Annotated in this window: 24 protein-coding genes and 1 tRNA gene; 9 read left to right on the top strand and 16 right to left on the bottom strand. The window is 68.1% G+C overall.

Annotated features, from left to right (window positions below; genetic code table 11):
- The first annotated feature begins 3 nt into the window (after positions 1-3).
- The gene (locus ACIPRI_RS11530) at positions 4-624 is read left to right on the top strand and encodes a TetR/AcrR family transcriptional regulator (RefSeq protein ID WP_446621565.1); all 621 of its coding nucleotides are present in this window, start codon (positions 4-6) and stop codon (positions 622-624) included.
- 12 nt (positions 625-636) lie between these two features.
- Positions 637-1,377 carry a response regulator transcription factor gene (locus ACIPRI_RS11525; protein WP_446621564.1) on the top strand — a complete coding sequence of 247 codons (741 nt, stop codon included), beginning with the start codon at positions 637-639 and terminating at the stop codon, positions 1,375-1,377.
- A 12-nt stretch (positions 1,378-1,389) separates the two neighbouring features.
- Here ACIPRI_RS11525 and iaaH read toward each other — a convergent pair whose 3' ends face one another.
- Positions 1,390-2,913: an indoleacetamide hydrolase gene (iaaH, locus tag ACIPRI_RS11520; RefSeq protein WP_446621563.1), complete on the bottom strand. Its 1,524-nt coding sequence runs from the start codon at positions 2,911-2,913 to the stop codon at positions 1,390-1,392.
- 92 nt (positions 2,914-3,005) lie between these two features.
- Positions 3,006-4,331 carry an aminotransferase-like domain-containing protein gene (locus tag ACIPRI_RS11515; protein ID WP_446621562.1) on the bottom strand — a complete coding sequence of 442 codons (1,326 nt, stop codon included), beginning with the start codon at positions 4,329-4,331 and terminating at the stop codon, positions 3,006-3,008.
- Positions 4,332-4,442: 111 nt separating this feature from the next.
- Here ACIPRI_RS11515 and ACIPRI_RS11510 point away from each other — a divergent pair, with 111 nt between their 5' ends.
- A complete protein-coding gene (locus ACIPRI_RS11510; RefSeq protein ID WP_446621708.1) occupies positions 4,443-5,072 on the top strand; it encodes a LysE family translocator in 630 nt (209 codons plus the stop codon).
- Positions 5,073-5,084: 12 nt separating this feature from the next.
- Here the strand turns inward: ACIPRI_RS11510 and ACIPRI_RS11505 are convergent, their stop codons facing one another.
- From ACIPRI_RS11505 to ACIPRI_RS11465, 9 genes are all read right to left on the bottom strand, one after another.
- Positions 5,085-5,738, bottom strand: a complete 654-nt coding sequence (locus ACIPRI_RS11505; RefSeq protein WP_446621561.1) for an amino acid ABC transporter permease — start codon at positions 5,736-5,738, stop codon at positions 5,085-5,087.
- A gap of 19 nt (positions 5,739-5,757) precedes the next feature.
- Complete coding sequence (locus ACIPRI_RS11500; protein ID WP_446621560.1) at positions 5,758-6,561, bottom strand: transporter substrate-binding domain-containing protein; 804 nt, start codon at positions 6,559-6,561, stop codon at positions 5,758-5,760.
- A 66-nt stretch (positions 6,562-6,627) separates the two neighbouring features.
- A complete protein-coding gene (locus ACIPRI_RS11495; protein ID WP_446621559.1) occupies positions 6,628-7,275 on the bottom strand; it encodes a nucleoside/nucleotide kinase family protein in 648 nt (215 codons plus the stop codon).
- An 8-nt stretch (positions 7,276-7,283) separates the two neighbouring features.
- On the bottom strand, positions 7,284-7,997 hold the full coding sequence (locus ACIPRI_RS11490; protein ID WP_446621558.1) for a glutathione S-transferase N-terminal domain-containing protein: 714 nt from the start codon (positions 7,995-7,997) through the stop codon (positions 7,284-7,286).
- An 80-nt stretch (positions 7,998-8,077) separates the two neighbouring features.
- Positions 8,078-9,559 (bottom strand): glucose-6-phosphate dehydrogenase, encoded by a 1,482-nt coding sequence (zwf, locus tag ACIPRI_RS11485; protein ID WP_446621557.1) that lies wholly within the window; start codon positions 9,557-9,559, stop codon positions 8,078-8,080.
- On the bottom strand, positions 9,560-10,816 hold the full coding sequence (locus ACIPRI_RS11480; protein WP_446621556.1) for an ROK family transcriptional regulator: 1,257 nt from the start codon (positions 10,814-10,816) through the stop codon (positions 9,560-9,562).
- Positions 10,813-11,616: an ATP-binding cassette domain-containing protein gene (locus tag ACIPRI_RS11475; protein WP_446621555.1), complete on the bottom strand. Its 804-nt coding sequence runs from the start codon at positions 11,614-11,616 to the stop codon at positions 10,813-10,815. The genes ACIPRI_RS11480 and ACIPRI_RS11475 overlap by 4 nt, the downstream gene beginning before the upstream one ends.
- On the bottom strand, positions 11,616-12,599 hold the full coding sequence (locus ACIPRI_RS11470; RefSeq protein ID WP_446621554.1) for an ABC transporter permease: 984 nt from the start codon (positions 12,597-12,599) through the stop codon (positions 11,616-11,618). Before ACIPRI_RS11470 ends, ACIPRI_RS11475 begins: the two co-directional genes overlap by 1 nt.
- A gap of 34 nt (positions 12,600-12,633) precedes the next feature.
- Positions 12,634-13,644: a substrate-binding domain-containing protein gene (locus ACIPRI_RS11465; protein WP_446621553.1), complete on the bottom strand. Its 1,011-nt coding sequence runs from the start codon at positions 13,642-13,644 to the stop codon at positions 12,634-12,636.
- Between the two features lie 180 nt (positions 13,645-13,824).
- Between ACIPRI_RS11465 and ACIPRI_RS11460 the strand changes: the two genes are divergently transcribed.
- Entirely contained in the window at positions 13,825-14,754 is a 930-nt protein-coding gene (locus tag ACIPRI_RS11460) for a carbohydrate kinase family protein (protein WP_446621552.1), read from the top strand.
- A gap of 20 nt (positions 14,755-14,774) precedes the next feature.
- On the opposite strand, the gene ACIPRI_RS11455 is transcribed toward ACIPRI_RS11460, so the two are convergent.
- A complete protein-coding gene (locus ACIPRI_RS11455) occupies positions 14,775-16,598 on the bottom strand; it encodes a cation:proton antiporter (RefSeq protein ID WP_446621551.1) in 1,824 nt (607 codons plus the stop codon).
- Between the two features lie 124 nt (positions 16,599-16,722).
- On the opposite strand from ACIPRI_RS11455, the gene ACIPRI_RS11450 reads away from it, so the two are divergent.
- The 5 genes from ACIPRI_RS11450 to ACIPRI_RS11430 all read left to right on the top strand — a co-directional run bounded on the left by ACIPRI_RS11450 (position 16,723) and on the right by ACIPRI_RS11430 (position 22,952).
- On the top strand, positions 16,723-18,429 hold the full coding sequence (locus ACIPRI_RS11450; RefSeq protein ID WP_446621550.1) for a mechanosensitive ion channel domain-containing protein: 1,707 nt from the start codon (positions 16,723-16,725) through the stop codon (positions 18,427-18,429).
- Positions 18,430-18,539: 110 nt separating this feature from the next.
- Positions 18,540-20,654 (top strand): TonB-dependent siderophore receptor, encoded by a 2,115-nt coding sequence (locus ACIPRI_RS11445; RefSeq protein WP_446621549.1) that lies wholly within the window; start codon positions 18,540-18,542, stop codon positions 20,652-20,654.
- A 25-nt stretch (positions 20,655-20,679) separates the two neighbouring features.
- Positions 20,680-21,792, top strand: a complete 1,113-nt coding sequence (locus tag ACIPRI_RS11440; RefSeq protein ID WP_446621548.1) for a PepSY-associated TM helix domain-containing protein — start codon at positions 20,680-20,682, stop codon at positions 21,790-21,792.
- A 15-nt stretch (positions 21,793-21,807) separates the two neighbouring features.
- The gene (locus tag ACIPRI_RS11435; RefSeq protein ID WP_446621547.1) at positions 21,808-22,608 is read left to right on the top strand and encodes a hypothetical protein; all 801 of its coding nucleotides are present in this window, start codon (positions 21,808-21,810) and stop codon (positions 22,606-22,608) included.
- Between the two features lie 122 nt (positions 22,609-22,730).
- Positions 22,731-22,952, top strand: a complete 222-nt coding sequence (locus ACIPRI_RS11430) for a hypothetical protein (protein WP_446621546.1) — start codon at positions 22,731-22,733, stop codon at positions 22,950-22,952.
- A gap of 7 nt (positions 22,953-22,959) precedes the next feature.
- Here ACIPRI_RS11430 and ACIPRI_RS11425 read toward each other — a convergent pair.
- From ACIPRI_RS11425 to rph, 4 genes are all read right to left on the bottom strand, one after another.
- A tRNA-Ser gene (locus ACIPRI_RS11425) sits at positions 22,960-23,047 on the bottom strand.
- A gap of 93 nt (positions 23,048-23,140) precedes the next feature.
- The gene (gene hemW, locus ACIPRI_RS11420; RefSeq protein ID WP_446621707.1) at positions 23,141-24,319 is read right to left on the bottom strand and encodes a radical SAM family heme chaperone HemW; all 1,179 of its coding nucleotides are present in this window, start codon (positions 24,317-24,319) and stop codon (positions 23,141-23,143) included.
- Between the two features lie 71 nt (positions 24,320-24,390).
- Entirely contained in the window at positions 24,391-25,005 is a 615-nt protein-coding gene (gene rdgB / locus ACIPRI_RS11415; RefSeq protein ID WP_446621706.1) for an RdgB/HAM1 family non-canonical purine NTP pyrophosphatase, read from the bottom strand.
- A 10-nt stretch (positions 25,006-25,015) separates the two neighbouring features.
- The gene (rph, locus tag ACIPRI_RS11410) at positions 25,016-25,747 is read right to left on the bottom strand and encodes a ribonuclease PH (RefSeq protein ID WP_446621545.1); all 732 of its coding nucleotides are present in this window, start codon (positions 25,745-25,747) and stop codon (positions 25,016-25,018) included.
- Positions 25,748-25,758: the final 11 nt, after the last annotated feature.

Below are 25,758 nucleotides of genomic sequence, written 5' to 3'. Positions count from 1 at the left end.
GGCATGGCACGCGGACGATCAGCCAGCTACCAAGGCCAACGGGAAATGATCCTGGCGCAGGCGGCGCAGCTCTTTGCCCGGCGCGGCTACTCGGCCACCTCGATGAATGAGGTGGCGCAGGCCTGCGGCTTGTCGAAGGCCACGCTCTATCACTACTACCGCGACAAATACAGCCTGCTGGTGAGCATCGCGGACGACCACGTTTCGCGGCTGGCCGCGCTCATCGACGATGAAGAGGCGAAGCATCTGCAGGGCGAAGCCAGGCTGCGCCACCTGATCCGCCGCATCGTCGAGGAATACGCTGACGCGCAGAACGCGCACCGGGTGCTGACCGAGGACGTGAAGTTCCTGGAGGAAGCCGACCGCCAGCGCGTGCTCGACAAGGAGCGCCTGGTGGTCGCCGGTTTTGCGCAGGCGCTGGCCGAGATGCGCAAGGGCACCGCCAGCGAGCAGATGGCCAAGCCCCTGACCATGCTGCTGTTCGGCATGATCAACTGGATGTTCACCTGGATGAAACCCGAGGGCCAGCTCGACTACGACGCCATGGGACCGATCGTGGCCGATCTGTTCCTGGGCGGTGTCGGCGAGGTGAAGCTGCCTGTGGCCGCGGGCCGGGACGGCTGAGAGATTGAATCGATGTACCTGACCGGCTCCGAACAGCGCGCCCTGCGCAGCGTCTTCGCATTGCTGGCGGACGATCACGACGAGACCGAGGTACGCGAATGCCTGGGCCGGTCGCTGCTGGACCTGCTGCACGCCGACCAGTTCGCCTCCTTCGTGTGGAACGCGCATGCCGGCTGCTTCGACCGGCGCGTGGCGCTCCACATGGACCTGGGCAACCTGGACCGCTATGGCGAATGGCATCAGCACCACGATCCCATCACCTTCTTGCTGCAGAGGCGCCGCCGCGCCACTTGCGTGACCGAAGTCATGCCGCAGCGAGAACTGATGCGTACCGCCTTTTTCAATGACTTTCTCTCGCGCGATGGATTGCACTGGGGTATCAACCTGCATGCATTCGACGGCGGCGACCGCGCGCTGGGCGATCTGCGCATCTGGCGGCGTCGGGGTCGCGGCAATTTCGGAGACCACGAAAAGGCCTTGCTCGATCTGATCGAGCCGGCCTTCATCGGCGCTCTGCAGCGCGCGCGGTGCATGGCGCCCTGCGCCGCGGGCCTCCCCGCCGCCGCAAAGTGGAATGCGCTGAGCCTGCGGGAGCGCGAAGTCGCAAGAGCGGTGTGCGAAGGCCTGACGGACAAGGAGATCGCCCGCCGCATGGCCGTGGGCGTGCCCACCGTGCGGACCTACCTGCGACGCATCTTCGACAAAGTCGGCATCGAAAGACGATCCGCGCTGGCCGGCTGGGCCAGCCGCTGAACGGCCAGCCGCCTACTTCGCTGTGGGTTTCGGCAGACGGCCCAACTCGCGCTCCACCGCCAGCCCGATGGCAAGCAGCCTGCGGTCGCTGCCGGCCGGACCGTCCAGTTCCAAGCCCACCGGCAAGCCGGACGTGGCACCCAGCCCGGAGGGCAGTTGAATGCCCGGAATGCCTGCATTGCTGCCTGGGTCGGTGTTCTGGATGAGCGCCCCGAAGTTCTCCGGGCTGCTGGCTTCGGGTGTGGCCGCCAGGGCCACCCGCGGCACGGTTGGGAACACCAAGGCATCGAGCCTGTTCCTGGCGAAGGTATCGCGGTAGAGCTTTATCAATTGCGGCCGTGCGACGCGCATCGCGTTGTCATAGGCCGGTTTGGCATCGACCACGCCATTGGCCGCAGGCAACTTGCGCGGGATCACCAGACCCTCGAAGGTGCCCTTGACGTCCGGGCTGGCGATGCCGGCCACCAGTTGAGCGATGTCGATGCCCGTCGGGTACCTGGCGAGGTAGGCGACCATGTCGTCGTGCGCTTCGAAGAGCGCCACCGGGAAGCCGACGGCACCGTTGAGTTCCATGAGCTTGGGCATGTCCACATCCACCAGCGCGACGCCGGCGGCGCGCAGCTTGGCCAGCGCTGCATCCGTAGCGGCCTTCGTGTCCGCATCGAGGTTGGCGTAGAAGGCGGGCACCACGCCGAGCCGCACGCGCTTCAAGTCGGCCGGCTTGATCGCCTTGCCACCGGCAATCACGCGATCGAGCAGCGCAACGTCGGCCATCGACATGGCCATCGGGCCTGCTGTGTCGCGCGTGTGCGAGATGGGTGCAATACCCTGCTGCGAATAGCGCCCCATGGTCGGGCGTAGTGAGGCGCAGCCGTTGAATGCGCAGGGGATGCGCACCGACCCGCCGGTGTCCGTACCGAGCGCCGCCGGTGCCATGCGAGCACCGAGCGCCGTCCCATTGCCGGAGGAGGAGCCCCCGGCGATGCGAGCCGTGTCGTAGGCGTTGCGCACACCGACCTCCGGGCCGGTCTGGAAGGCGGGGTTGTAGCCAGACACGCCGAAGGCCAGTTCGTGCATGTTCGTCTTTCCCAGGATGACGGCGCCGGCCGCCCGCAGCTTGGCGACGACCGGCGCATCGGCCGCAGGCACGAAGGCCTTCAGTGCCGGCGTTCCGGCCGTGGCGGGCAGGCCTTGCACATGAATGTTGTCCTTGATGACCACCGGCAGGCCGGCCAGCGGCTTGCATGCATCCCCGCGCCGCCGGGCCGCATCGGCGGCCCGCGCAGCCTTCAACGCCCCAGCTTCATCGAGGGTGATGAAAGCGTTGAGGTTCGCCTTCGTCTTGGCCTGCGCAAGATAGGCGGACACCAGGTGCTCGCTGCCGAGGGTGCCCGCGCAGATCTGCCGCACAGCCTCGCTGGCGGTCAGCTTGGCGACGTCCGGCGCGTTGGTCTGGGCGTGCGCGGATGAACCGATGGCGGCCAGGCACAGCAGTGGCAAGGTCAAAGCGAACGGAGCGGATGTCGGGATGAACATGGAAAAAATCTCCGAAAGAGGATTTGCCATGCTGCGCCGTTTACGCCGCCCCGTCTGTCATCGAAACCGATGACACGCAAGGAGCAATGACCCTAGACGCAAGTCGCCGCATCCCGCACCTTCTGCAGGGCAAGCTTCAGCACCTCGAGCGGCACCGAGCCCAGCGCCACCCGCAGCGCCTGCGGCACATGGGCGGTGGCCGCGAAGGGCTCGGCGTTGCTCAGCAGCACGCCCTCGCGTTGCAGCGCGCTCACCACGGGGTCTGCGCGCAAGCCCTCGGGCAGCGCCAGCCAGAGGTAGTAGGACGAGGGATGTGCACACAGGGCGCAGCCGCGCAGCACACGCCGCGCCAGTGCCTGGCGCTGGCCCGCATCGCGGCGCTTCGCCTCCTCCAGCGCGTCGACTTCACCCGACTCGATCCAGCGGCAGGCCAGGGCCACCACGACGGAGGGCGTGTTCCAGGTCGAGGCCCTTTGCGCCTGCTCCAGCGCCGGCACCAGGGCGGGTGGCGCCGCGACAAAGCCGACCCGCAAGCCCGAAGCCACGCTCTTGGACAGCCCCGAAACGTAGATCGTGCGCCCGGGTGCCAGCGTGAACAGCGGCGAAGGCGCCGGCTCGGCCAGGAAGGCATAGGCGCCGTCCTCGATGATCAGCAAATCGTGCCGCTCGGCCAGCGCCACCAGGCGCTCGCGATCTGCCAGGCTCATCACCGACCCGAGCGGGTTGTGCAGGGTGGGCATGCTGTAGACGGCGCGGATCCTGCGGCGCCGGCACAGCGCCGCCAGCGCATCCAGATCGGTCTGCCCGCCGGTCTGCGGCAGCGCGCACAACGCCAGGCGATGCGCCGCAGCCAAAGCCTTGATGCCGGGGTAGGTCAGGGCATCGACGGCGATCGCGTCGCCGGGCGCAAGCAGCGCCATCGCCGCCAGTGCGAGCCCTTGCTGAGCGCCATTGACGATCAGCACTTGCTCACCGCCGACGCGGATGCCGCGATTGCGCAGGTGCCTGGCCGCCGTCTGGCGCTCGTGCGGTCGGCCACCCTGGGGCGCGGAGTGCAACAGTGCGTCCAGATCACCCGCAGCGGCCAGGCTGCGCAGACCCTCGCGCAGGAGTTCGGCCTGGCCGGGCAGGGCCGGGTAGTTGAAACTCAGGTCCACCACGCCACCGCCGGGTTGCTGCGGCAGGCCGTGGCTACGCGGCAGCGAGGTGTCACGCACAAAGGTGCCGCGGCCCGCCTCGCCGACCACCAGGCCGATCGCCTCCAGCGAGTTGTAGACGCGGGTGGCGGTCGCCAACGCCACGCCCTGCTCGCGCATCAGCGCACGCACCGTGGGCAGCTGCTCGCCGGGGCGCAGCTCGCCGCTGCGAATGCGGCGGCTGAACTCGTCGATCAAGGGCCGGTAGCGGGCAGGTCGCATGATTCACCGTATCTAGAACAATTATTTGTCTGTATCAAATACGAAGACTACGCTGCGAAACCTGGCGGGGCAATAAGGGCCCGCCTTCACACACAGGAGCTCGACGTGCCGGTGATGGAACCCGCCTCGCTGGGGCTCTTCGCAGCCGCGGTGCTGCTCTTGCTGATGTCCCCGGGGCCGAACATGGCCTTCGTGATCGCACATGGCGTTGGCTACGGCTGGCGCGGAAGCGTGGCGGCTTCGCTGGGCATCGGCCTGGCCGATCTGGCCCTGACGGCCCTGACGGCGCTTGGCATCACCGCCATCGTCGCGCAAGGGCCGCTGGCCTTCGATCTGATCAGGCTGGCCGGCGTGCTCTATCTTCTGTGGATGGCCTACAAGGCCTGGCGCAACCCCAGCGTGCTGACGACCCAGGCGGGGAGCCGGCGTGCGCTGTTCTCGGTCACGCTGCGTTCCATGCTGAACAGCCTGCTCAATCCCAAGGCCTTGCTGTTCTTCATGGTCTTCCTGCCGCAGTTCGTCGATGCCGCCAAGGGGCAGGTGCCGCAGCAGCTGATCGCGCTGGGCGTGCTGCTGACCATGATCAGCTTCGTCTTCCATGCGGCGCTGGGCGCCCTGGGCGGTGTGGTGAACCGATGGCTGGCCGGCAACACCCAGGCTGCCCGCTGGCAGTCGCGCACCCTGGCTCTGGTACTGGCGCTGCTGGCACTGCGGCTGGCACTGATGGCGCGGCCGCAGTGAAACGGCCGCCCTTCAGTGCGGATACGCCATTCGCTTTTCCATCCAGCGCTGAACCTGCTCGAAGCTCAGGCTGAGCACCCAGTAGACCCCGGCCGCGGCCATGTACAGCTGGAAGGGCTGGAAGGTGGTGGAGATCAGCTCCTTGGTCGCCAGCATCAGCTCGGTCACCGCGATCACCGAGACCAGCGAGGTGTCCTTGATGAGGCTGATCAGGCTGTTGGACAGGCTGGGCACCGCCGCCCGCAGCGCCTGCGGCCCAACCACGTGGCGAAGGGTCTGGCGGCGCGTCAGCCCCAGGCTGGTGCCGGCCAGCCACTGCCCTTGCGCCACGGCATTGATCGACCCGCGCAGCGTCTCGCTCATGTAGGCCGCGACGTTCAAGGTCAGAGTCAGGATGCCCGCCGTGATCGGCGACAACTCGATCCCGACGCTGGGCAGGCCGTAGTACACGATGAAGACCTGCACCAGGAGCGGCGTGCCGCGCATCACGCTGACGTACAGCGCCATCACGCCGGACAGCCCCCATATGCCCAGCACGCGAACCAGCGTGACAAGGCCTGCCAGGGGCAGGCCGAGGATCATCGAGACGACGGCGAACAGCAGCGTGTAGCCGGTCCCCTTCAGCATCACCGGCCATGCCAGCGCGAACAGCGATTGCAGATCCATGGGCGGCGCCGAACGCGGGTCAGCGGCCGGACGGCGGCACGCTCACGTCACGCTCGAACCACTTGTTGGAGATCTTCGCGTAGCTGCCGTCGGCCTTCAGCTCGTCCAGGGCCTTGTCGATGGCCTGCTTGAACTTGGGATTGCCCTTGCGGAAAGGGATCGCGTTGCTCTCGGGCTTGCCGATCTGGGCGCCTGCCTTGACCGGCAGCTTGGTCTTCGCGCGCAGGTAGGGAATGAGCAGGCTGTCGTTGATGGCCGCGTCGATGCGCCCGGTGGCGAGATCCTGCAGGTATTCCGGCGCGCCGGGGTAGGTGCGCACCTCGGCGCCTTCGATGCCCTTGGCCAGTTCCGCATAGTTGCTGCCCTGCCCCACGCCGATCTTCTTGCCCTTGAGGTCGGCCGGCGTCTCCAGCTTGCGCGTCTCGTTGGCCCGCACGATCAGCTGCGGGTAGGACATGACATAGGGCCCGCTGAAGTCGAAGGTCTCGCGGCGCGCGTCGGTGGCGGCCACCTGGTTGATGATCACGTCGTACTTGCCGGCCTGCAGGCCGGCCAGGATGCCGCTCCACTCGGAGGTCACGAACTCCGGTTTCACGCCCAGCTTGGCGGCCAGCGCCTTGCCGATCTCGACGTCGAAGCCGGTCAGCTGGCCCTGGTCGTCCTTGTAGTTGAAGGGCGGATAGGTGCCTTCGCAGGCGATGCGAAGCGTGCCGCGCGCCTTCGCTTCGTCGAGCAGGTCAGCGGCGCTGGCAGCGCTGGTGGTCAGGGCGATGCCGGCCAGGAGCACCGAAGCCAGCCAGGAGGTGGGTGTCGTCTTCTTCATGGGAAGGTTCCTTGGGTGGTCAATACAGGATGGATGTTGCCACCAGTCGCGGCGGCGAGGCAGCGATCAGGCGTCCCAGCGGAACAGGTGCGTCGCGCGCGGCCGGCTGGCCGCGATCAGGCGGGCATTCGGCGCGTCGGTCTGCGCCACCCAGGCCAGCGCGTCATCCCTGCTGCGGCCGAATTCCTCGTGGCGCTGCGCGAGGCGGTGCTCGCGCAGCCGATCGTCCACCTCCACGTACCAAGCTTCATCCAGCAGCGGCGCGATGGCGTTCCAGGGCGCCTGGTCCAAGAGCAGGTAGTTGCCTTCGGTGATGACCAGGCGCACCTGCGGCTCGATGGCGATGGCGCCTGCGACGGCTTCCTCGATGTCGCGCCGGAACTCGGGCGCGTAGATCACTTCGCTGTCGTCGCGCGGCGGCTGGCGCAGGCGCTGCAGCAGGGCCAGGTAGCCGGCCGCGTCGAAGGTGTCCGGCGCGCCCTTGCGCCCTGCCCTTCCCAGGCGCTGCAATTCGGAATTGGCCAGGTGGAAGCCATCCATCGGCAACACCTGCGACACCTCGGCAAAGGCGGCTTGCAGTTGCTGCGCCAACGTGGACTTGCCGGCGCCCGGCGGCCCCACCAGGCCGAGCAGGATGCGCGGCGCCCCCGTCGCCAGCAATGCCTCGACCCGCGCAAGGGAGGACGGGGGTATTGCCGGGCGAGAAGGCGCCATGTTCTCTGTCAGCCGCGCGCCGGGATCGTCAGCCCGCGCGCCACGGCTGGACGTGCGACGAAGGCGTCCAGCACGCGCCTGACCTCGGCAAATTCCGAGAAGCCGACCAGCTCGCCCGCCTCGTAGAAGCCGACCAGGTTGCGCACCCAGGGGAAGATGGCGATATCGGCGATGGTGCATTCATCGCCCATCACCCAGGCCCGGCCCTTCAGGCGCTGGTCGAGCACGGCCAGCAGGCGCTTGGACTCGGCCACATAGCGATCGCGCGGCCGCTTGTCTTCATAGTCCTTGCCGGCAAATTTGTGGAAGAAACCGAGCTGGCCGAACATCGGCCCGATGCCGCCCATCTGGAACATCAGCCACTGGATGGTCTCGTAGCGGGCGGCCGGATCCTGCGCAATGAACTTGCCGGTCTTGTCGGCCAGGTACAAGAGGATGGCACCCGATTCGAACAGCGCCAGCGGCTTTCCGCCCGGGCCATCCGGATCGATGATGGCCGGGATCTTGTTGTTCGGATTGAGCGAGAGGAACTCGGGCGACAGCTGGTCGTTCTTGCCGAAGTCCACCAGGTGCGGCTCGTAGGGAAGGCCCGTTTCCTCCAGCATGATCGACACCTTCACGCCATTGGGCGTGGGCAGCGAATAGAGCTGAAGCCGCTCGGGCTGGGCGGCGGGCCACTTGCGGGTGATGGGGAAGGAGGCGAGTTGGTCGTTCTTCGTCATGGCGCGCATTCTGGACCAGGCAGGCGCCGCAGGTACAAGTCCGCCGACGACCGTGCCGAAGGCCTTTGTGCTAGGCCTTGCTAAGCCTCTTCACGCCAGACCACCCCGTCGCGGCCTACCAGTGCACTGGCGGCAGCCGGGCCCCAGGAGCCGGCGCTGTACGGCTTGGGTGCCTGATCCGACTGCGCCCAGCCATGCAGGATCGGCTCGCACCAGCGCCAGGCGGCGTCCAGCTCGTCGCGCCGCATGAACAGAGTGAGGTTGCCGCGGATCGCATCCATCAAGAGGCGTTCGTAGGCCTCCATGGGGCGCTGCCTGAACTGCTCGGCAAAATCCAGGTTCAGTTCCACCGGCTTGAGCTTGAGCGTGTCGCCCGGCACCTTGGCCATCATGAAAAGCTTGAGCTCTTCGTCGGGCTGCAGCCGGATCACCAGCCGGTTGCCCGGCGTGCCGGCGCCGGCGCCCGGAAAGATCGAATGCGGCACCGCGCGGAAGTTGACGACGATTTCGGCCACCCGCTCGGCCATTCGCTTGCCGGTGCGCAAATAGAAGGGCACGCCGGACCAGCGCCAGTTCTGCAGCTCGGCGCGGATCGCCACATAGCTTTCGGTGCTGCTGCCGGCCGGAATGTCCGGCTCTTCCAGGTAGCCCGGCACGCGCTGGCCGCCAATGGCGCCGGCCCGGTACTGGCCGCGCACGGTGCGCGTCTCGACATCGGCCGGCGTGAAGGGGCGCAGCGCATTGAGCACCTTGAGCTTCTCGTCGCGCACCGCATCCGGGTGGATGGAGTTGGGCGGCTCCATCGCCAGGATGCACAGCAGTTGCAAGAGGTGGTTCTGCACCATGTCGCGCAGTGCGCCGGTGCGGTCGTAGAAGGCGCCGCGCGTCTCCACCCCCACCTGCTCGGCGATGGTGATCTGCACGTTGCTGACCCAGGTGCGGTTCCACAGCGGCTCCAGCAGCGCATTGGCAAAGCGCAGCGCCAGGAGGTTCTGCACCGGCTCCTTGCCCAGGTAGTGGTCGATGCGAAAGATCTGCGATTCGGCGAACACGCTGCCCACGTCCTCGTTGATCTTCTGCGCCGAGGCCAGGTCGCGCCCCAGGGGCTTTTCCAGCACCACGCGCGATTGCGCATGCACCAGGCCGGCGGCCGCCAGGTTCTTGCAAATGGGCGCGAAGAAGTCGGGCGCCGTCGACAGAAAGAACACGCGCACCGCCGCCTTCGAATCCTTCAACGCCGCTGCGAGGGCTTCGAAGTGCTGGGGCGTGTTGGCCTCTACCTGCAGGTAGTCCAGGCGCTGGGCGAAGGCGTCGAAATCCTTGGCATCGCGTTCGGCTGCCGGCACGAAGCGATCGAAGCTCGCGCGCACCTTGTCGATGAATTCGCCGCGGCTCATGGTTTCGCGCGCCAGCCCGACGATGCGTCCGTGCGCCGGCAGATCGCCGCCGCGGTGGCGCATGTAGAGCGCCGGCAGGAGCTTGCGCATGGCGAGGTCGCCGGTGCCGCCGAACAGCAGCAGGTCGAAGGACGGGGCTTGGGTCGGTGATGGCGCAGTGGTCATTCAGGCGTCGTCTTTGAGAAAGAGGTCGCGGTCGGGCGCGAAGCTGCCGTACAGCGGCAGCAGGGCGCCGCCGATGGCGCGTGCATCGGCGCCGATGGCGCCGGCCATCAGGGACGGGCGGGTCACGCCTTCCCAGTCGTAGCGGTCCAGTGCGGCATCGACCTGCGCCAGGGTGGCGGCCAGCAGCTCGCGGCTGAAGGAGCCATCGATGATCACGCCGTCCAGGTCCAAGAGCGCCGTTGCGCTGTGCGCCGCCAGCGCGATGCCTGGCGCCGACTTCTGCAGCCAGGACTGGGTGACGGGCAGCCAGGGCTGCTGCATGGCGCGGGCATCCACGATGGCACCGGTATCGAGCCCAGCCTCGCCGTACATCTTTTCCAGGGTGAAGAGGGATGCCACGCTGAGCAGCTGGCGCGGCGGCTCGCCATGCGCCGCGCCCAGCCCCAGCGACAGGGAACCGATGGCGCCCGCGTTGCCGGTGCCGCCGCTGCGCAGGTGGCTGTCGATCACCAGGCCGCCGCCGATGAAGGTATCGACGAAAACGTAGAGAAAGCTGCGCACGCTGCGCCCGCGCCCGGCCACCAGCTCGGCCACGCAGGCGGCAGCCGTGTCCTTGCACAGCGCGACCGGCAGCGGCGTCATGTCCTGCACTTCGGCCTCGATGTCGATGGCGTTCCACTTGGCGGCCTGCGCCGGCGGCACGCCCAGCAGCGACTGCCAGCCGCCCAGCGACAACGGCGCCGCGATGCCGACCCCGCGCAGCAGCGCAGCGCGCTTGGGGCCCAGGCTCTTGCGCAAAAGCTTGAGGCGCGCGCGGATCTCGCCGAACAGCGTGTCGGGATCCGGAAAGTCGTAGTCCAGCGTGAGGCGCTCGCGCACTTGCGCCGCAAAGTCCAGCAGCAGCACGTCGAGGCTGCGCCGCCCGATCTTGATGCCGATGGAAAAGGCGCCGTCGGGGTTGAGCGCCATCGGCACCGAGGGCTGGCCCATGCGCCCGCGCAGCGGCGCGTGCTTGAGCACCAGGCCCTCGGCCTCCAGCCGCGCGATGATGATCTGCACCGTCTGCGCCGTGAGGTTGGTCAGGCGCGCGATCTCGGCCTTGGGCAGCGGCCCGTGCAGCCGGATCGCCTGCAGCACCACGCGCTCGTTGAACTGGCGCATGCCCACCTGGTTGGAGCCGCGCGGGCGCAGGCGCTCTGCGTCGCGTTCGAGCGGCATCGTCGGTTCCATCTCGGCACCGTCTCTGCCGGCGCTCATGCAAATGCCTGGTGCGGCAACTCTTCGGGGCGCATGGCCCCCGTCATGACGGCGACGGTGTCGCTCATGCTGATGTTCTTCGGATTGACGATGCAGGCGCGCTTGCCGAGGCGGGCGATATGGATGCGGTCAGCGATCTCGAACACATGCGGCATATTGTGGCTGATGAGAATGACGGGCAGCCCGCGGTCGCGCACCCGGCGAATCAGCTCCAGCACCATGTTGCCCTCTTTCACGCCCAGCGCCGCGGTGGGCTCGTCCAGGATCACCACGTGGCGCGCGAAGGCCGCGCTGCGCGCCACCGCCACGCACTGGCGCTGGCCGCCCGACAGCGTCTCGACCGCCTGCGTCATGGAGCGGATGCCCACCTTCAGGTCGTTCATGCGGGCGATGCTCTCTTCCAGCATCTTCTTCTTGTCGATGCAGCGGAACAGGCGCGAGAAGAAGCCCGGCCGGATGATCTCGCGGCCCAGGAACAGGTTCTCGGCAATGGTCATGGCCGGCGCCACCGCCAGGTCCTGGTAGACCGTCTCGATGCCTTCGCGGCGTGCGTCCATGGGCGACTTGAAATGGATGGGATTGCCATCCAGCCAGATCTCGCCTTCGTCCGGAAGGGTGGCGCCCGACAGCGCCTTGATCAGCGACGACTTGCCGGCGCCGTTGTCGCCGATCACCGCCATGATCTCGCCGGCGCGCAGCTCGAAGTCGGCGCCGTCCAATGCCGTCACGTTGCCATAGCGCTTGACCAGGCCGCGCGCTTCCATCACCAGCGGGGTATGCGAATGTGCGGGGGTGGTCATCAGCGAACTCCCTTGCGTGAAATCTGGTCGGTGGCCACCGCCAGGATCACCAGCACGCCGGTGATCAGCACCTGGTAGACCGAGGACACCCCCATCAGCGTGAGGCCGTTGCGGAACACGCCGACGATCACCGCGCCCAGCAGCGTGCCCAGGATGATCCCGCGCCCGCCAAAGAGGCTGGTGCCGCCCAGCACCACGGCGGTGATGGCGTCCAGGTTCTCGGTCTGGCCGGCGTTGGGGTCGCCCACCGCGGTGCGCGCCACCGACAAGAGCGACGCGATGCCGTAAAAGAGGCCTGCCGTGACATACACCGCCAGCAGCACCTTGTCGGTGGCGATACCGGTCAGGCGCGTGGCCTCGGGGTTGTTGCCGACCGCGTAGATATGGCGGCCCGGCTGCGTGTCGCGCAGGCCCCACCACATGAAGATGTAGAGCGCGACCATGAACAGGGTGCCGTAGTTGATGGCGGCGCCGCCGATGGCGATGGTGTTGCCGAAGAAGGTCATCTCCGGCGGCAGGTCGGTGATGGTCTGCGCGCCCGAATACAGCTGCGTGATGGCGAAGGCGATGTTCATGGTGCCCAGCGTCACGATGAAGGGCGGCAGCTTGATGCGCGTGACCAGGAGGCCATTGATCAGGCCAAAGGCCATGCACACCAGCACGCCGCACAGGATCGCCAGGTAGGCGTTCATGCCGCTGGCCACCGCCAGCTTGGTCATGACGATGCCGCCCAGCGCCATCACCATGCCGCAGCTCAGGTCGATGCCGGCCGTGAGGATGATCAGGGTCTGGCCGATGGCGATGGTGCCCACCACCATCACCTGCTGCAGGATCAGCGAGAAGTTCTGCACCGACAGGAAGCGGTCGCTCTGCGTCGAGAAGAAGCCCACTGCGAGCAGCAGCGCGATCAGCGGGCCCAGGGTGGCCACGGGCGGCAGCTTGAAGGCCGCCGCCGGCGCGGCGGGAGTGGTGGTGGCGGACATGGCGCTTCCCTTGTGCGTCAGTTCTGGCGCTGACTTACTTGTTGCCCCAGCACAGCTCGGTGCCGACCTTGGTGTCCTTGCTCTCGACGCCGGCCATCGGCTTGTCGCTGATCAGGGTGACGCCCGTGTCGGTGTAGCCCTTGACCTTCTTGCCGTCCTTGGCGTACTGCACGCCGGCGGCCACGCCCATGGCGGCCATCTTCAGCGGGTATTGCTGCGAGGTGGCGGCGATCACGCCGTTCTTCACATTGCGCACGCCGGCACAGCCGCCGTCGACCGACACGATGACGACGCCCTTTTCCTTGCCCGCTGCCTTCAGCGCCTGGTAGGCACCGGCCGCCGCCGGCTCGTTGATGGTGTAGACCAGGTTGATGTCCGGGTTCTTCTGCAGGCAGTTCTCCATGGCGGTCTGGCCCTTGGCCTGGTCGCCGAAGCTGTCGGCCGAGCAGACGATTTCGGAGGCCTTCGACAGCTCGTTGCTCTTGGCGTCGAAGGCCTTCAGGCCGAAGCCCTCCATGAAGCCGTTGTGCCGCTGCGCGCCCACCGGGTGGCCCGGGAACAGGTCGAGCGTGGCGATCTTGGCGGGCTTTCCGGCCATCGCCACCTTGGCGTAACGGCCGATCAGCTGGCCGGCCTTGTAGTTGTCGGTGGCGAACAGCGCGTCGGTGGCGTCGGCCGGGTCGGCGGGGCTGTCCAGCGCGATGAACATCACGCCCTTTTCCTGCGCCTTCTTGATGGCCGGCACGATGGCCTTGGAATCGTTGGGCGTGATCAGGATGGTCTTGGCACCGCCCGCGATCATGTTCTCGATGGCCGTCACCTGGCCGGCGTTGTCGCCGTCCACCTTGCCCGCGGCGCTCAGGAGCTTGGCACCCTGCTCCTTGGCTGCGGCCTGCGCGCCCTCTTTCATCTTCACGAAGAAGGGATTGGTGTCGGTCTTGGTGATGAGGCCGATCACGGGCTGCTGCTGGGCCAGCGCGCCGGCACTGGCGCACAGGCCGGCGGCGAGGGTGGCGGCGATCCGGGTGAAGGCGGTCTTCGACATGAGGCATCTCCTGTTTATGTGATGGACGATGCGAATTCTGGTCACCTTGACTAACTAAATCAATGCGATTTACTAAGTGATTTCCCGAGTTCCCGCGGCACCCGGGCTGCGCGATGCTCGCGGCGCAGTCCGGACGCAGTTGCGCGTGCGGCCTTTCTTTTCAGGGAAGTGGAGGCAGTCATGTTTGTGGTTTGCGGCGAAGCCTTGATGGACGTGTTCGCGGCCGGGGACACGCCCACCGGCACCACGCTGGATGCGCGCATCGGCGGCTCGCCTTTCAACGTGGCGCTGGGCCTGGCCCGGCTGGCCCAGCCGGTGGCTTTTTTCAGCGCGGTCTCCAGCGGTTTTTTGGGCGAACGCCTGATGCAGGCGCTGCGGGTCGAAGGCGTGGCCACCGGCACGGTGGCGCGTGTCGACGCGCCGACCACGCTGGGCCTGGTGGGGCTGGACGCGCACGGCGTGCCGGCCTACAGCTTCTACGGCGAGGGCTGCGCCGACCGCCTTCTGCGCATGGAGGCGCTGGCTCTGCTGCCGCACAAGATCAGCGCGCTGCAACTGGGCTCGTACGCGACGGTGGTCGAGCCCATTGCATCCACCCTGCGCGCGCTGGTCGAGCGCGAGCGCGCACGCACGCCGATCTGCTTTGACCCGAACGTGCGCCTGAACGTCGAGCCCGATCTGGCGCGCTGGCGCGACATGCTCGCCTGGATGCTGCCGCGCACCCATCTCCTGAAGATCAGCGAGGAAGACCTTGCGCTCTTGCGCCCGGGCCAGGGACGCGCGCAGTTTGCCGGCGAAGCGCTGGCCGCCGGTGTCGGGCTGGTGGTGCTGACGCGCGGCAGCGAAGGCGCCACTGCCTGGAACCGCCAGGGCGAAGCCGAGGTTCCGGCCCGGGTCCTGACGGTGGTCGACACCGTGGGCGCCGGTGACACTTTTCAGGCCGCCCTGCTCACCTGGCTGGCCGAGCAAGGCTGCCTGGCGATCGACGCCATCGGCGCGCTGTCGTCGGCGCAGCTCGCGCAAGCCATCGAATTTGCCGTGACCGCGGCCGCCATCACCTGCTCGCGCCGCGGCGCCGACCTGCCGCGGCGGGCCGAGCTGCCGGCGTAGGAATCAGCCCGCCAGCCGCATCACGCCGCCGCGCGCTCCTGCGCAGCCACTGCGGCTGCCGCGGCCGGCGGCGCGAAGCAGATCACCGTCCAGCCTGCCTCGACCCTGAAGGCCTGCTCGCTGGAATAGATGCGGAACATGCCGGCGGGCGAAACGCCGCCGACCAGCCACCAGTCCTTGCCCACTTCGCCCATGCGCTCGGTGAACTCAGCCCAGCCGTAGCTCGTGGTGAGGTTGGTGGTCTGCGCCGTCCAGCCTTCCTGCAGCAGCGCATTGAGGGTGTGGAAGTTGGCATCCTGGTGAAAGGCGACGTAGCCGCGCTGCTGCAGTGACACCTCGCCGGCCGCCTGCCCCGATCCGCGGCTGACCGCCAGCTGGAAGGTGCGGTGATGGCCGACGCGGCGCCCCTGCGCCTTGCACACCAGGGCGTTGTAGGAATCGTTGTCGGTGGCGCACAAGAGGTAGCTCAGGTGCTGTACTTCCAGCGTTTCTTCGGCATGCTCGGACAGGAACTCGCCGTAGAAGACCTCGATGCCTTGCATGCGCGCGAGCTTGAGAGCGTCGTAGTAGCGGTCCACCACCAGCACGTCGATCTGCAGCTTTTGCAGCGCCAGCGCCAATGCGCAGGTAAAGGGCGAGGCGCCGACGATCAAGAGGCCCGAATCGCTGCCTGCCGCCAGCCCCAGCTTGCGCGCGATGCGGCCCAGGCTCAGGCCATGGCACAGCACAGTACTGATGACCAGCAGGAAGGTGACGGGCAGCAGCTTTGCGGCATCTGGGTAGCCGGCAGCCACCAGCGCCGGGCCGAAGATGCCGGCGGTGGCCACCGCCACGATGCCGCGCGGTGCGATCCAGGCCAGCAGGAGCTTGTCTTCCTTGCGCATCGGCGCGCCCAGCGTGGCCAGGCCGATGGTCAGCGGGCGCACCACGAACACGATGGCCAGCACGAAAGCCACCATGCGCCAGTCGATCAGCTTGAGTTCGCCGGCCTCCAGCTGGCTCGGAATCACGATGAACAGCACCGACAGCAACACCACCGTCAGGTCTTCCTTGAAGCGCTGCAGTGCCTCGCGCTCCACCAGGTCCATGTTGCCGATCACCAGCCCCATCACGGTGACGGTGAGCAGGCCGGCCTCGTGCTGCACCTGGTTGCTGAGCCAGAAGACGGCCAGCACCAGCACCATGAGCACCGGCGCCTTCAGATGCTCGGGCGCGCCGCCGCGCCGGTACAGCCAGCCGATCAGCCAGCCACCCAGACCGCCCAGCACCAGCGCCACCGCGATGGCGGCGCCCAGCGCCTTCAGGGTGGTGGCCAGGCCGCCGCCGGAAATGGTGAAGTACTGGAAGGCCAGCACCGCCATCAGCACGCCGATGGGGTCGTTGACGATGCCTTCCCATTTCAGGAGGGCCGCCGATTCCTTGTTGAGCCGCGCCTGGCGCAGCAGCGGAAGGATCACTGTGGGCCCGGTCACCACCAGGATGGCGCCCAGCACGATGGCCACCGGCCATTCGAGGCCGCCGATGTAGTGCGCCGCCAGGCTGCCAAACAGCCAGGCCAGCGGCGGGCCCAGCACGGTGAGCCGGCCCACGCCGTGGCCGACGCGCTTGAACTCGCTGAGCTTCAGGTCCATGCCGCCCTCGAACAAGATGATGGCCACGCCCAGGCCGATCAGTTCGCTGAGCTGCTCGCGTTCGATGTCGAGGTGCACCACGCCGCTGACCGGCCCCAGCAGGAGGCCGACGGCGATCAGCACGACGATCGCCGGGAGCCGGATCTGCGCCGCCAGCCACTGGCTGGCCAGGCCGGCGCAAAGGATGATCAGGAGAAGGGAGGCGGCATGCACGTTTGTGACTCGTTCTTGTTGCTTGGCGACGGGCTGCGGAGCCTACCTCGGATTCAGGCATCATCGGCCGGCGGCTGCGCGGGGGCAGGAAAGTTCCCTGCGGTCCACTGGAGGATTCTTCGTGATGCGCGTCCCCGTCCTGTTGCGTTCCTGGGCCCTGTTGATGCATGGCGCCCGCTCCCCGGTTGCTTGCCTGCTGCTGATGCTCGGCTTGCTGCTGCCGGCGTCGGCATGGGCCCAGGCGGGCGCGCCCGAAGGGGCTGCCGCGACGACGACGATGCAACAGGCGGCGCCGGCGCCGGCCCACGTGGTGGTCCTCAATCGCAAGGTGGCCCTGCTGCGCGCCTATTTCCTCGGCGTGCCGCCGGCCGAGCGCGCCCAGCGCGCCGAGCAGACCATCCGTGACCTGCTCGACAAGGGCGGCCCCGGCACGGTGAGCGTGCAGCAGGCGCCGCAGGGCAGCCTGCTGATGATCGACGGCGCCTTCGCGCTGATCCTGGTGCCGGAAGACGCAGACAAGGTCAGCGGCGAATCCTTCGAGGCCCTGACACAGCGCAGCGCGCAGGCGCTGTCGCACGCCATTGCCGAAACCCGGGAGGCGCGCGACAAGGGACGATTGATGCGTGCCCTGCTCTACAGCGCGCTCGCCACGCTGGTCTTCGCGATCGCGGTGTGGGGCGCGTGGCGCCTGCGGCAGCTGCTCATGGCGCGTGCCGCACGCATGCTTGAAAAAAGAACAGCCAAGCTCCAGGCGGACGAAGCGTCCTTGCTGCATCCCTCGCGGCTGCGCACCGCCGTGCGCTGGCTGCTCGGCTTCGCGGCCTGGCTGGTGATGGCGGCGCTGGCCTACGAATGGCTGGTGTTCGTGCTGACCCGCTTCGCCTACACGCGAGCCTGGGGCGAGCAGCTCGGTGACTTCCTGTTCAGCGTGCTGCAGCGCATCGGCGGCGGAGTGCTGCGCGCCCTGCCCGACCTGATCATCGCGCTCGCCATCTTCCTGCTGGCGCGCGGCGTGATCGCCCTGCTCAAGCCGATGTTCGAGCGTGCCGAGCACGGCCGGGGCGGCGGCCCTGGCTGGCTCGACCAGGACCTGGCCGTGCCCACGCGCCGCATCGTCACCGCAGCGGTGTGGCTGTTCGCCATCGCCATGGCCTACCCTTACCTGCCGGGCGCGCAGAGCGAGGCCTTCAAGGGCATCTCGGTGCTGGTGGGCCTGATGCTCACCCTGGGCGGCTCGGGCCTGGTGGGCCAGGGCGCCAGCGGCCTGCTGCTGATGTATTCGCGCACCATCCGGGTGGGCGAGTATGTGCGCATCAACGACCAGGAAGGCACGGTGACCGAGCTGGGCACCTTCACCACCAAGATCCGCACCGGCCTGGGCGAAGAGATCAGCCTGCCCAACTCGCTGATCATGAGCTCGGTCACCAAGAACTACTCGCGCACCATCCGCGGCAAGGGCTACATCCTGGACACGGTGATGACCATCGGCTACGACACGCCGTGGCGCCAGGTCGAAGCCATGATGACCGAGGCCGCCCGGCGCACCGAAGGCGTGCTGGACACGCCGCCGCCCCGGGTCTTCAAGACTGCGCTGCAGGACTTCTACGTGGAGTACCGGCTGGTCTGCCAGGCCATTCCGGCCCAGCCGCGTCCGCGCGCCGAGGTGATGCAAGTGCTGCACTCGAACCTGCTTGACGTGTTCAACGAGCACGGCGTGCAGATCATGTCACCGCATTACCTGGGCGACCCACCCGCGGACAAGGTGGTGCCCCGCTCGAACTGGTATGCGGCGCCGGCGAAGAAGTCGGAAGACGCCGCGCCGGCCACCTGAGGCCGGCTGGCGGCGGCGGCCTACGCTAGAATCGCGACCCCCGCCAGCCCTCTCCCCGTGAGTGAAGCCAGCCAGCAACCCCTGACTGTGCCTCGCGCCTTCACTCACTCATGCCACCGCACCGCCGCCTTCCTTCCCTTGCCTCCCTGCTGTTGACGCCGCTGGCCTGGGGCATCTCTCCATGGGCCTGTGCCCAGGCTGCCGATGCGCAGGACAAGACGCCCGCTCTGCAGGAAGTGCGCGTCAACGCGGCGGCCGAGCAGGACGTGGGCTTCGCGCCGACCGAATCGCAGACCGCCGGCAAGGGCCCGATGCGCAGGCTCGAGACGCCGCAGTCGATCAGCGTGGTGACACGCGAGGAAATGGAATCGCGCCAGATCACGACCCTGCAGCAGGCGCTGCAAACGGTGGCCGGCGTGAGCCCGGTCAACTTCGGGCGGCGCGGTTTCGACGACATCAACATCCGCGGCTTTCGCTCCACCGAATCCATCCTGATCGACGGGCTGGTGCAAAGCCCCGGCATGTGGACGCGACTGGTGCCCTACGGCTACGAGCGCATCGAGGTGCAAAAGGGCGCCAACTCGGTGCTCTACGGGCAGGTACAGCCCGGCGGCTTCGTCAACGCCATCAGCAAGCGCCCGCGCAAGGACGCCTTCGGCGAAGTCAGCGCGGAAGTGGGCAGCTTCGGCTTCAAGAGCCTGGCGGCCGACTTGAACCGGCCAATGTCGGAATCGGGCAAGACGGCGCTGCGCATCAACGCCTACATCTCCGAGACCGACGATCCGGTCGACCACGTGTGGCGCAAGGACCAGTGGCTCGCGCCTTCGCTTTCCCTCGACCTGGGCCCCGATACCGACCTGGTGCTGTTTGCCACCTACAGCCACTCGCGCTGGATTCGCATGCAGGGCATCTCGCCCTACGGCACGGTACTGCCCAACCGCAACGGCAAGCTGCCGCTGAGCCTGTTCACCGGCGAGCCGAACTTCGGGCCGTACGACGTGGAACAGTCCACCGTGGGCTACGCGTTCGAGCACCGCATCAATCCCAAGCTGGTACTGCGCCAGGGCGTGCGCTACGAGAAGGAACAGGGCGAAGGCCGCCTGGTCGCCAACGGGGCACTGGCCGCCAACCAGCGCACGCAAAACCGCACGGCCTCGCTGCAGGACCTGAACTACGACATCCTGGTGACCGACACCTCGCTCCTGTCCGAATTCGAGGCGCTGGGCCTGTCGCACCGCCTGGTCGCCGGGCTGGACGCACGCAAGGGCAGCAGCGACCAGGCCAGCACCGCCTGCCGCATCGGCGCGCTGGACCTGTTCGCCCCGACTTACGGCATGCCCGTGACCTGCCCGGCCAAGCCGACCACGCACGCGCCGTCCGAACTGACCGTGGCCGGCCTGTACCTGCAGGACCAGGTCAAGTTCGGCGGCGGCTGGAGCGCGCTGCTGGGCCTGCGCAGCGAGCGCTCGCGCAACGAGATCACGGACATGGTGCGCAACACCTTCACCGTGCAGAAGGACCAGGCCACCACCGGCTCGGGTGGCCTGGTGTACGAGTTCACGCCGGGCTGGGCCACGTATGCCAGCTACAGCGAATCCTTCCTGCCCGTCAGCGGCCAGAGCTTCGGCGGCACGCCCTTCGTGCCCGAGACCGGGCAGCAGTGGGAGACCGGCCTCAAGTACGAGCGCCCTGGCGGCGGCTTGACCGCTTCGGCGGCGATCTACGACCTCAAACGCCAGAACGTGACCACTTCTGACCCGGTGAACACCGGCTTCTCGGTACAGACCGGCGAGCAGCGTGCGCGCGGCCTGGAACTGGAGGCCGGCGCCGACCTGGCGAGCGGCCTCAAGCTGACCGGGGCCTACGCCTACACCGACGCCGAGGTCACGCGCGACACCAACCTGGCCCTGGTCGGCCTGCCGATCAACCTGACGCCTCGCCACACGGCGGCGCTGTGGCTGACCTGGCGCCTGCCGATGCTCCAGCGCGTCACGCTGGGCGCCGGAGGACGCTATGTCGGTTCGCAGCGCGGTGCCCTGCCCTTCTCGCTGCCCGCCTACTTCGTGGCCGATGCCTCGGTCTCCTACCTGGGCGACAACTGGCGCCTGACCTTCGGCGTGAAGAACCTGTTCGACGAGACCTACTACGACGGCGCCGTCAACGCCAACGTGGTGTCGCCGGGCCTGCCGCGCAACTTCGCGCTCAGTGGCACCTACTTCTTCTGAAGCCCGAAGAAAGGCGCCACCCGCCATGACCTCGAAACGCACGCTGAACATGCTGTTCACGATCCATTCGTGGGCCGGCATCGTCACCGGCCTGCTGATGTTCGTCGTCTGCTTCTCCGGTGCCGTGGTGGTGTTCAAGAACGAGATCGACCTGTGGGCCAACCCGAGCCTGGCTGCGCTGCCGCGGGCGAGCGCGCCGGCCTCGCTCGACGCGATCGCGCGCAACGTGCACGCCCGCTACCCCGGTGCCCGGATCGAGACCATCCTGCTGCCCGATGCGGTGACGCCCAGCCATTTCGTCTTCGTGCGCGAGCAGGGCGGCGGGGGCGCCGATGGGCAGCGCACCAAGCTGGCCGTGCGCTCGGACACCACCGAGGTGGTGGGCCCGGTGGACAGCCAGCTCGGCCAGTTCCTGCGCTCCCTGCACGTGTTCCTGTTCTTCGGGCCGCGCTGGATCGTCGGCTTCCTGGGCGTGGCGATGCTGGTGCTGATCGGCACCGGCTTCGTGATCCACCGCAAGATCATTGCCGAGCTGTTCACCCAGCGCTGGGGCCGCAGCTTCCGGTTGGTGATGTCGGACCTGCACAAGGCGGCCGGCATCTGGGGCCTCGCCTTTCACCTGCTCATCGCCTTCAGCGGCGCCTGGCTGGGCCTGGCGCCGGTCTTCGAGCGCGCCTTCGATTACCTCGTGCAGCCGTCGGCGCCGGCCACCACGCCGAAGCGGGCGCCGGCGGCCGCCATGGTGGCCCTGGACGAAGCGCGCGCCGCCGCGCTGCGCGCCGTGCCGGGCTTCGAGCCGCGCCAGATCACGCTGCGGCAATGGGGCCGCGCCGACGCACAGGTTGCGTTCGCCGGCGGCCTCGCCGACCATCTGGCCAGCACCGTGCGCGTGCAGGTCGCGGGCGCGAGCGGCCATGTGCAAAGCGTTCTCGATCCACGCGAGCGCGGCTTCTGGAGCCAGTTCAACGGCCTGATGGAGCCGCTGCATTTCGGCGACTTTGGCGGTCTGGCGCTCAAGTGGCTGTACTTCGCGCTCGGCATGACCCCGGCATTCCTGTCGCTCTCGGGCACCTTGATCTGGCTGGACGGGCGGCGGCAGCGCCGGGCGGTCGATGCCGGCCGCGGCGTGCGCGCCTGAGGACCGCGCGCGCCAATGGACAAGCCGTCACGAATCCGCGATGCCACGCTGGCCGAGCGTCTCCTGCTCGGCCTGCACGCCAGCCTGCCTGCCGCCTTGCTGGCCTGCGGCCTGCTGCAGTTGTTTCCACCGGCTTCATGGAGCGCGCCCGCCCAGCGCCCGCTGTGGGCGGCGTGGGCCGGCATCGGGGCGTGGCTGGCGCTGTCGCTGATGCTGGCCGCACTGCCACGGCGGCTGCTGCTGTGGCGCTGGGCGCTCACGCTCAGCGCAGTCCTGCTGCTGGCTGCCGCGCTGGCCGGCACTGCGCTGCACAGTGCCCAGGCGTTGTCCTTCGCGCTGGCGCTGGTGCTGCTGGGCGCCGTCTGCGCTGCACTGGCGCCCGCGCTGGGGCCGCACCGCTTGCGCGAACACTGGCGCGCAGCGCCGAGTCCGGCCCACGCGCAAAAGGAATCGGCGCGTCGATGGCCCCTGCCAGCTTGGCGGCGCCTGTGGCGTGCACTGCCTTTCTGGGTGGCCGGCGGCCTGCTGCTGGAGGCTTTCAGGCTGGCGCACATCGTGGCGCGCGAACCGCAACGCGGCACCGGCATGGTGGGCATGCTGACCGCCTTCTTCCTGCTGCTGCCGGCCGCGACCCTGGCGCCCTGGCTGCCGCGCAGCACGGCGGCGCTCGCCGTCGCCGCCGCCGCGCTGCATGCCTGGCTGGGGTTGCGCTCCGGGCTGCCCCAGTGGTGGGCGGCCGCCGCGCTGTCGCTGCTGGTGGCGTGGCACGTGCTGCTTCGGCGGCGAACACCGCGCCCGCCCGGGATCCGCACATGACGGACGTTGGCGCCATGCTGGCCGCCTGGAGCACCTTGGCCGGCCTCGCCGACTGGTGTTCGGCAGTGCCCACGCGGGCGTTGGGGGAGCCGCAAATCTCACGGCGAGGACGGAGGTGGACGTTGGTCGCGCTGCTGCTGACGGCGCAGCTGGCCTGTGCCACCGCCCTGCTCGGCCTGGTGGGCGGGCCGACCCTCGTGGCCTGCGCCTGGATGCTCGGGGGCTGGGCTTTTGCCATGGCGCTCAACGCCTGGCCTGCCGGTACTCTCGCGTGGTCGCGTCGCAGCGGCTGGCTTGCGTTGGCGGGATCGGCGGGGCTCGCGGCTTGGCGCTTGCTGACCTAGAGTGGTCTGGCGGAGAGTGTGAGATTCGAACTCACGGACGGTTGCCCGTCGGCAGTTTTCAAGACTGCTGGTTTAAACCACTCACCCAACTCTCCGAAAGAAACTTTGCGGCAGCCGCGGGTGCCCGGCTGCACATGCATTTTAGTCGCTGCGTCGATGGCGGCGGCGCCATCAGCAAACAACCAGCATCAAGCCTCTGGCAAAAAGATCTCCTGCAGATCGCTCAGGAAGTCGAAGCCCTTCTCCGTCGGCCAGGCGTGCCACAGGTCGCGCGCCAGCAAGCCCTTCTTCTCGGCCTCTTCCATGCCGCGTTGAATCGCGGTAACGGCCAGGCCGGTGCGCTCGCCGAACTGGGCCAGCGTGAAGCCATCCTTCAGCCGCAGCGCATTGAGCATGAACTCGAAAGGCAGATCGGCAATGGCCACCTCTTCGTTCTGCGCCACCGCATTGGCGGCCAGCGCGTTGTCCATGTACAGGCGCGGATCGCGAAAGCGCACCTGCCGCACGATGCGATGCGCAAAGCTCAGCTTGCTGTGCGCGCCGGCGCCAATGCCCAGATAGTCGCCAAACTGCCAGTAGTTGAGGTTGTGGGCGCAGCGATGCCCCTCTTTCGCATACGCCGATATCTCGTAGCGCTGCATGCCGTGCGCTGCCGTTCGCTCCGTGATGCGGTCCAGCATGGCGTAGGCCTCGTCCTCCGGCGGCAGCGCCTTCGGCGGGTACTTGGCGAAGTAGGTGTTGGGCTCCAGCGTCAGGTGATAGACCGAAAGGTGCGGCGGCGCCAGCGCCAACGCCTGCGTCAGGTCCGCGTCCAGATCGGCAATGCTCTGGCCCGGCAGCGCATACATCAGGTCGAGGTTGAAGGTGTCGAAGGCGCTCGCCGCTTCTTCCAGCGCCGCAATGGCCTGGGCCCGGTCATGCACGCGGCCCAGTGCCTTCAGATGCGCGTCGTTGAAGCTCTGGACGCCCACCGACAAGCGCGTCACGCCGGCCGCGCGGTAGGCGCGAAAGCGCTCGCGCTCGAAGGTGCCGGGGTTGGCCTCCAGCGTGATCTCGCATTCGGGCATGAGCTTCAGGCGCGCCCGCACATCGCTGATCAGGCGCTCGATGCTTTCCGGCGAAAACAGGCTGGGCGTGCCGCCGCCGATGAAGATGGTGTGCACGCTGCGGCCCCAGATCAGGGGCAGCGCGGCATCGAGGTCGGCCATCAGCGCGTCGAGGTAGCGCTGCTCGGGAACGCCATCGCCTCCTTCGCGCCACTCGTGCGAATTGAAATCGCAGTACGGGCACTTGCGCAGGCACCACGGCAGATGCACGTAAAGCGACAAGGGCGGCAAGGCGGCAAGCTGCAGCGGGCCGGGCCGCATCTGGTGCAGCACGTCATTGGCCTGGGCTGCGCCCGCACCGCTCGCAGCGGCTACGGGCTGGATCGGGATGGTCACGACAGTACGGAAGAGGTCCAGCGTTCGCGCATCAATGCCAGCATCTGCCGGGCCGCCTGACCGCGGTGGCTGTTGGCATTCTTCACGTCGGGGGGCAGTTGGGCGAAGGTCTTGCCGAACTGAGGCAGGAACATCACCGGGTCGAAGCCGAAGCCGTTCTCGCCCACGGGCTCGCGCGTGATCTCACCCACCACGCGGCCGGCGGCAATCAGCGGCTCGGGATCGTCATGGCTGCGCAGCGCCACCAGCGTGCTGACCAGGGCGGCGCGGCGGTTGGTCACGCCCTGCATCTGCTCGAGCAAGGCGCGCACGTTGTTGCCATCGCCCTTGGGGTAGCCGAACTGCGTCGCGTAGTAGGCGGTGTCCACGCCGGGCAAGCCGCCGAAGGCATCGACGCACAGCCCCGCATCGTCGGCGATGGCCGGCAGGCCGGTGGCGGCACTGGCGTGGCGCGCCTTGGTCAGGGCGTTCTCGACGAAGGTGCGATGCGGCTCCTCGGCCTCGCTCACGCCCAGCTCGCTCTGGCGCACCAGTTCGATCCCCAGGGGCGCGAACAGCTCCTGCAGCTCGGCCAGCTTGCCGGCGTTGTTGGAGGCCAGGACCAGCTTCAACATGACGGTTTCAGGCGCCTTCCAGTGCCTGCGTCTGCAGTGCGATCAGCTCGCCGATGCCTTTCTCGGCCAGGCCCAGCAGCAAATCCATCTCGGCACGCGAGAAGGCCACGCCTTCGGCCGTGCCCTGCACTTCGACAAAATGGCCGGCGCCGGTCATCACCACGTTCATGTCGGTGTCGCAGGCCGAATCCTCGGTGTATTCCAGGTCCAGGAGCGGCGTGCCACCGACGATGCCCACCGAGATCGCGGCCACGTGGCCCTTGATGGGCGATGTGGCAATGAGCCCGCCCGCCAGCAGCTTGTTGACGGCGTCCTGCGCGGCCACGAAGGCTCCGGTGATGGCTGCGGTGCGGGTGCCGCCGTCGGCCTGCAGCACGTCGCAGTCGAGGTGGATGGTGCGCTCGCCGAGCGCCGCCAGGTCGAACACGGCGCGCATGGAGCGGCCGATCAGGCGCTGGATCTCCTGCGTGCGGCCGGTCTGCTTGCCCTTGGCGGCTTCGCGGCTGCTGCGGGTGTGGGTGGCGCGCGGCAGCATGCCGTACTCGGCCGTCACCCAGCCTTCGCCGCTGCCCTTCTTGTGCGGCGGCACCCTCTCTTCGACCGAGGCGGTGCACAGCACGCGGGTCTGGCCGAACTCGATCAGCACCGAGCCTTCGGCATGGATGGTGAAGCCACGGGTGATGCGCACGGGGCGCAGCTGGTCGGCGGCGCGGCCGCCGCTACGGGTGTAGTCAGTCATGTTGGATGCGA

The organism is Variovorax sp. LARHSF232 (genome assembly GCF_052871435.1).
The sequence above is the reverse complement of the archived record's forward strand: the minus strand, read 5'-3'. Positions and strand labels throughout refer to the sequence as shown.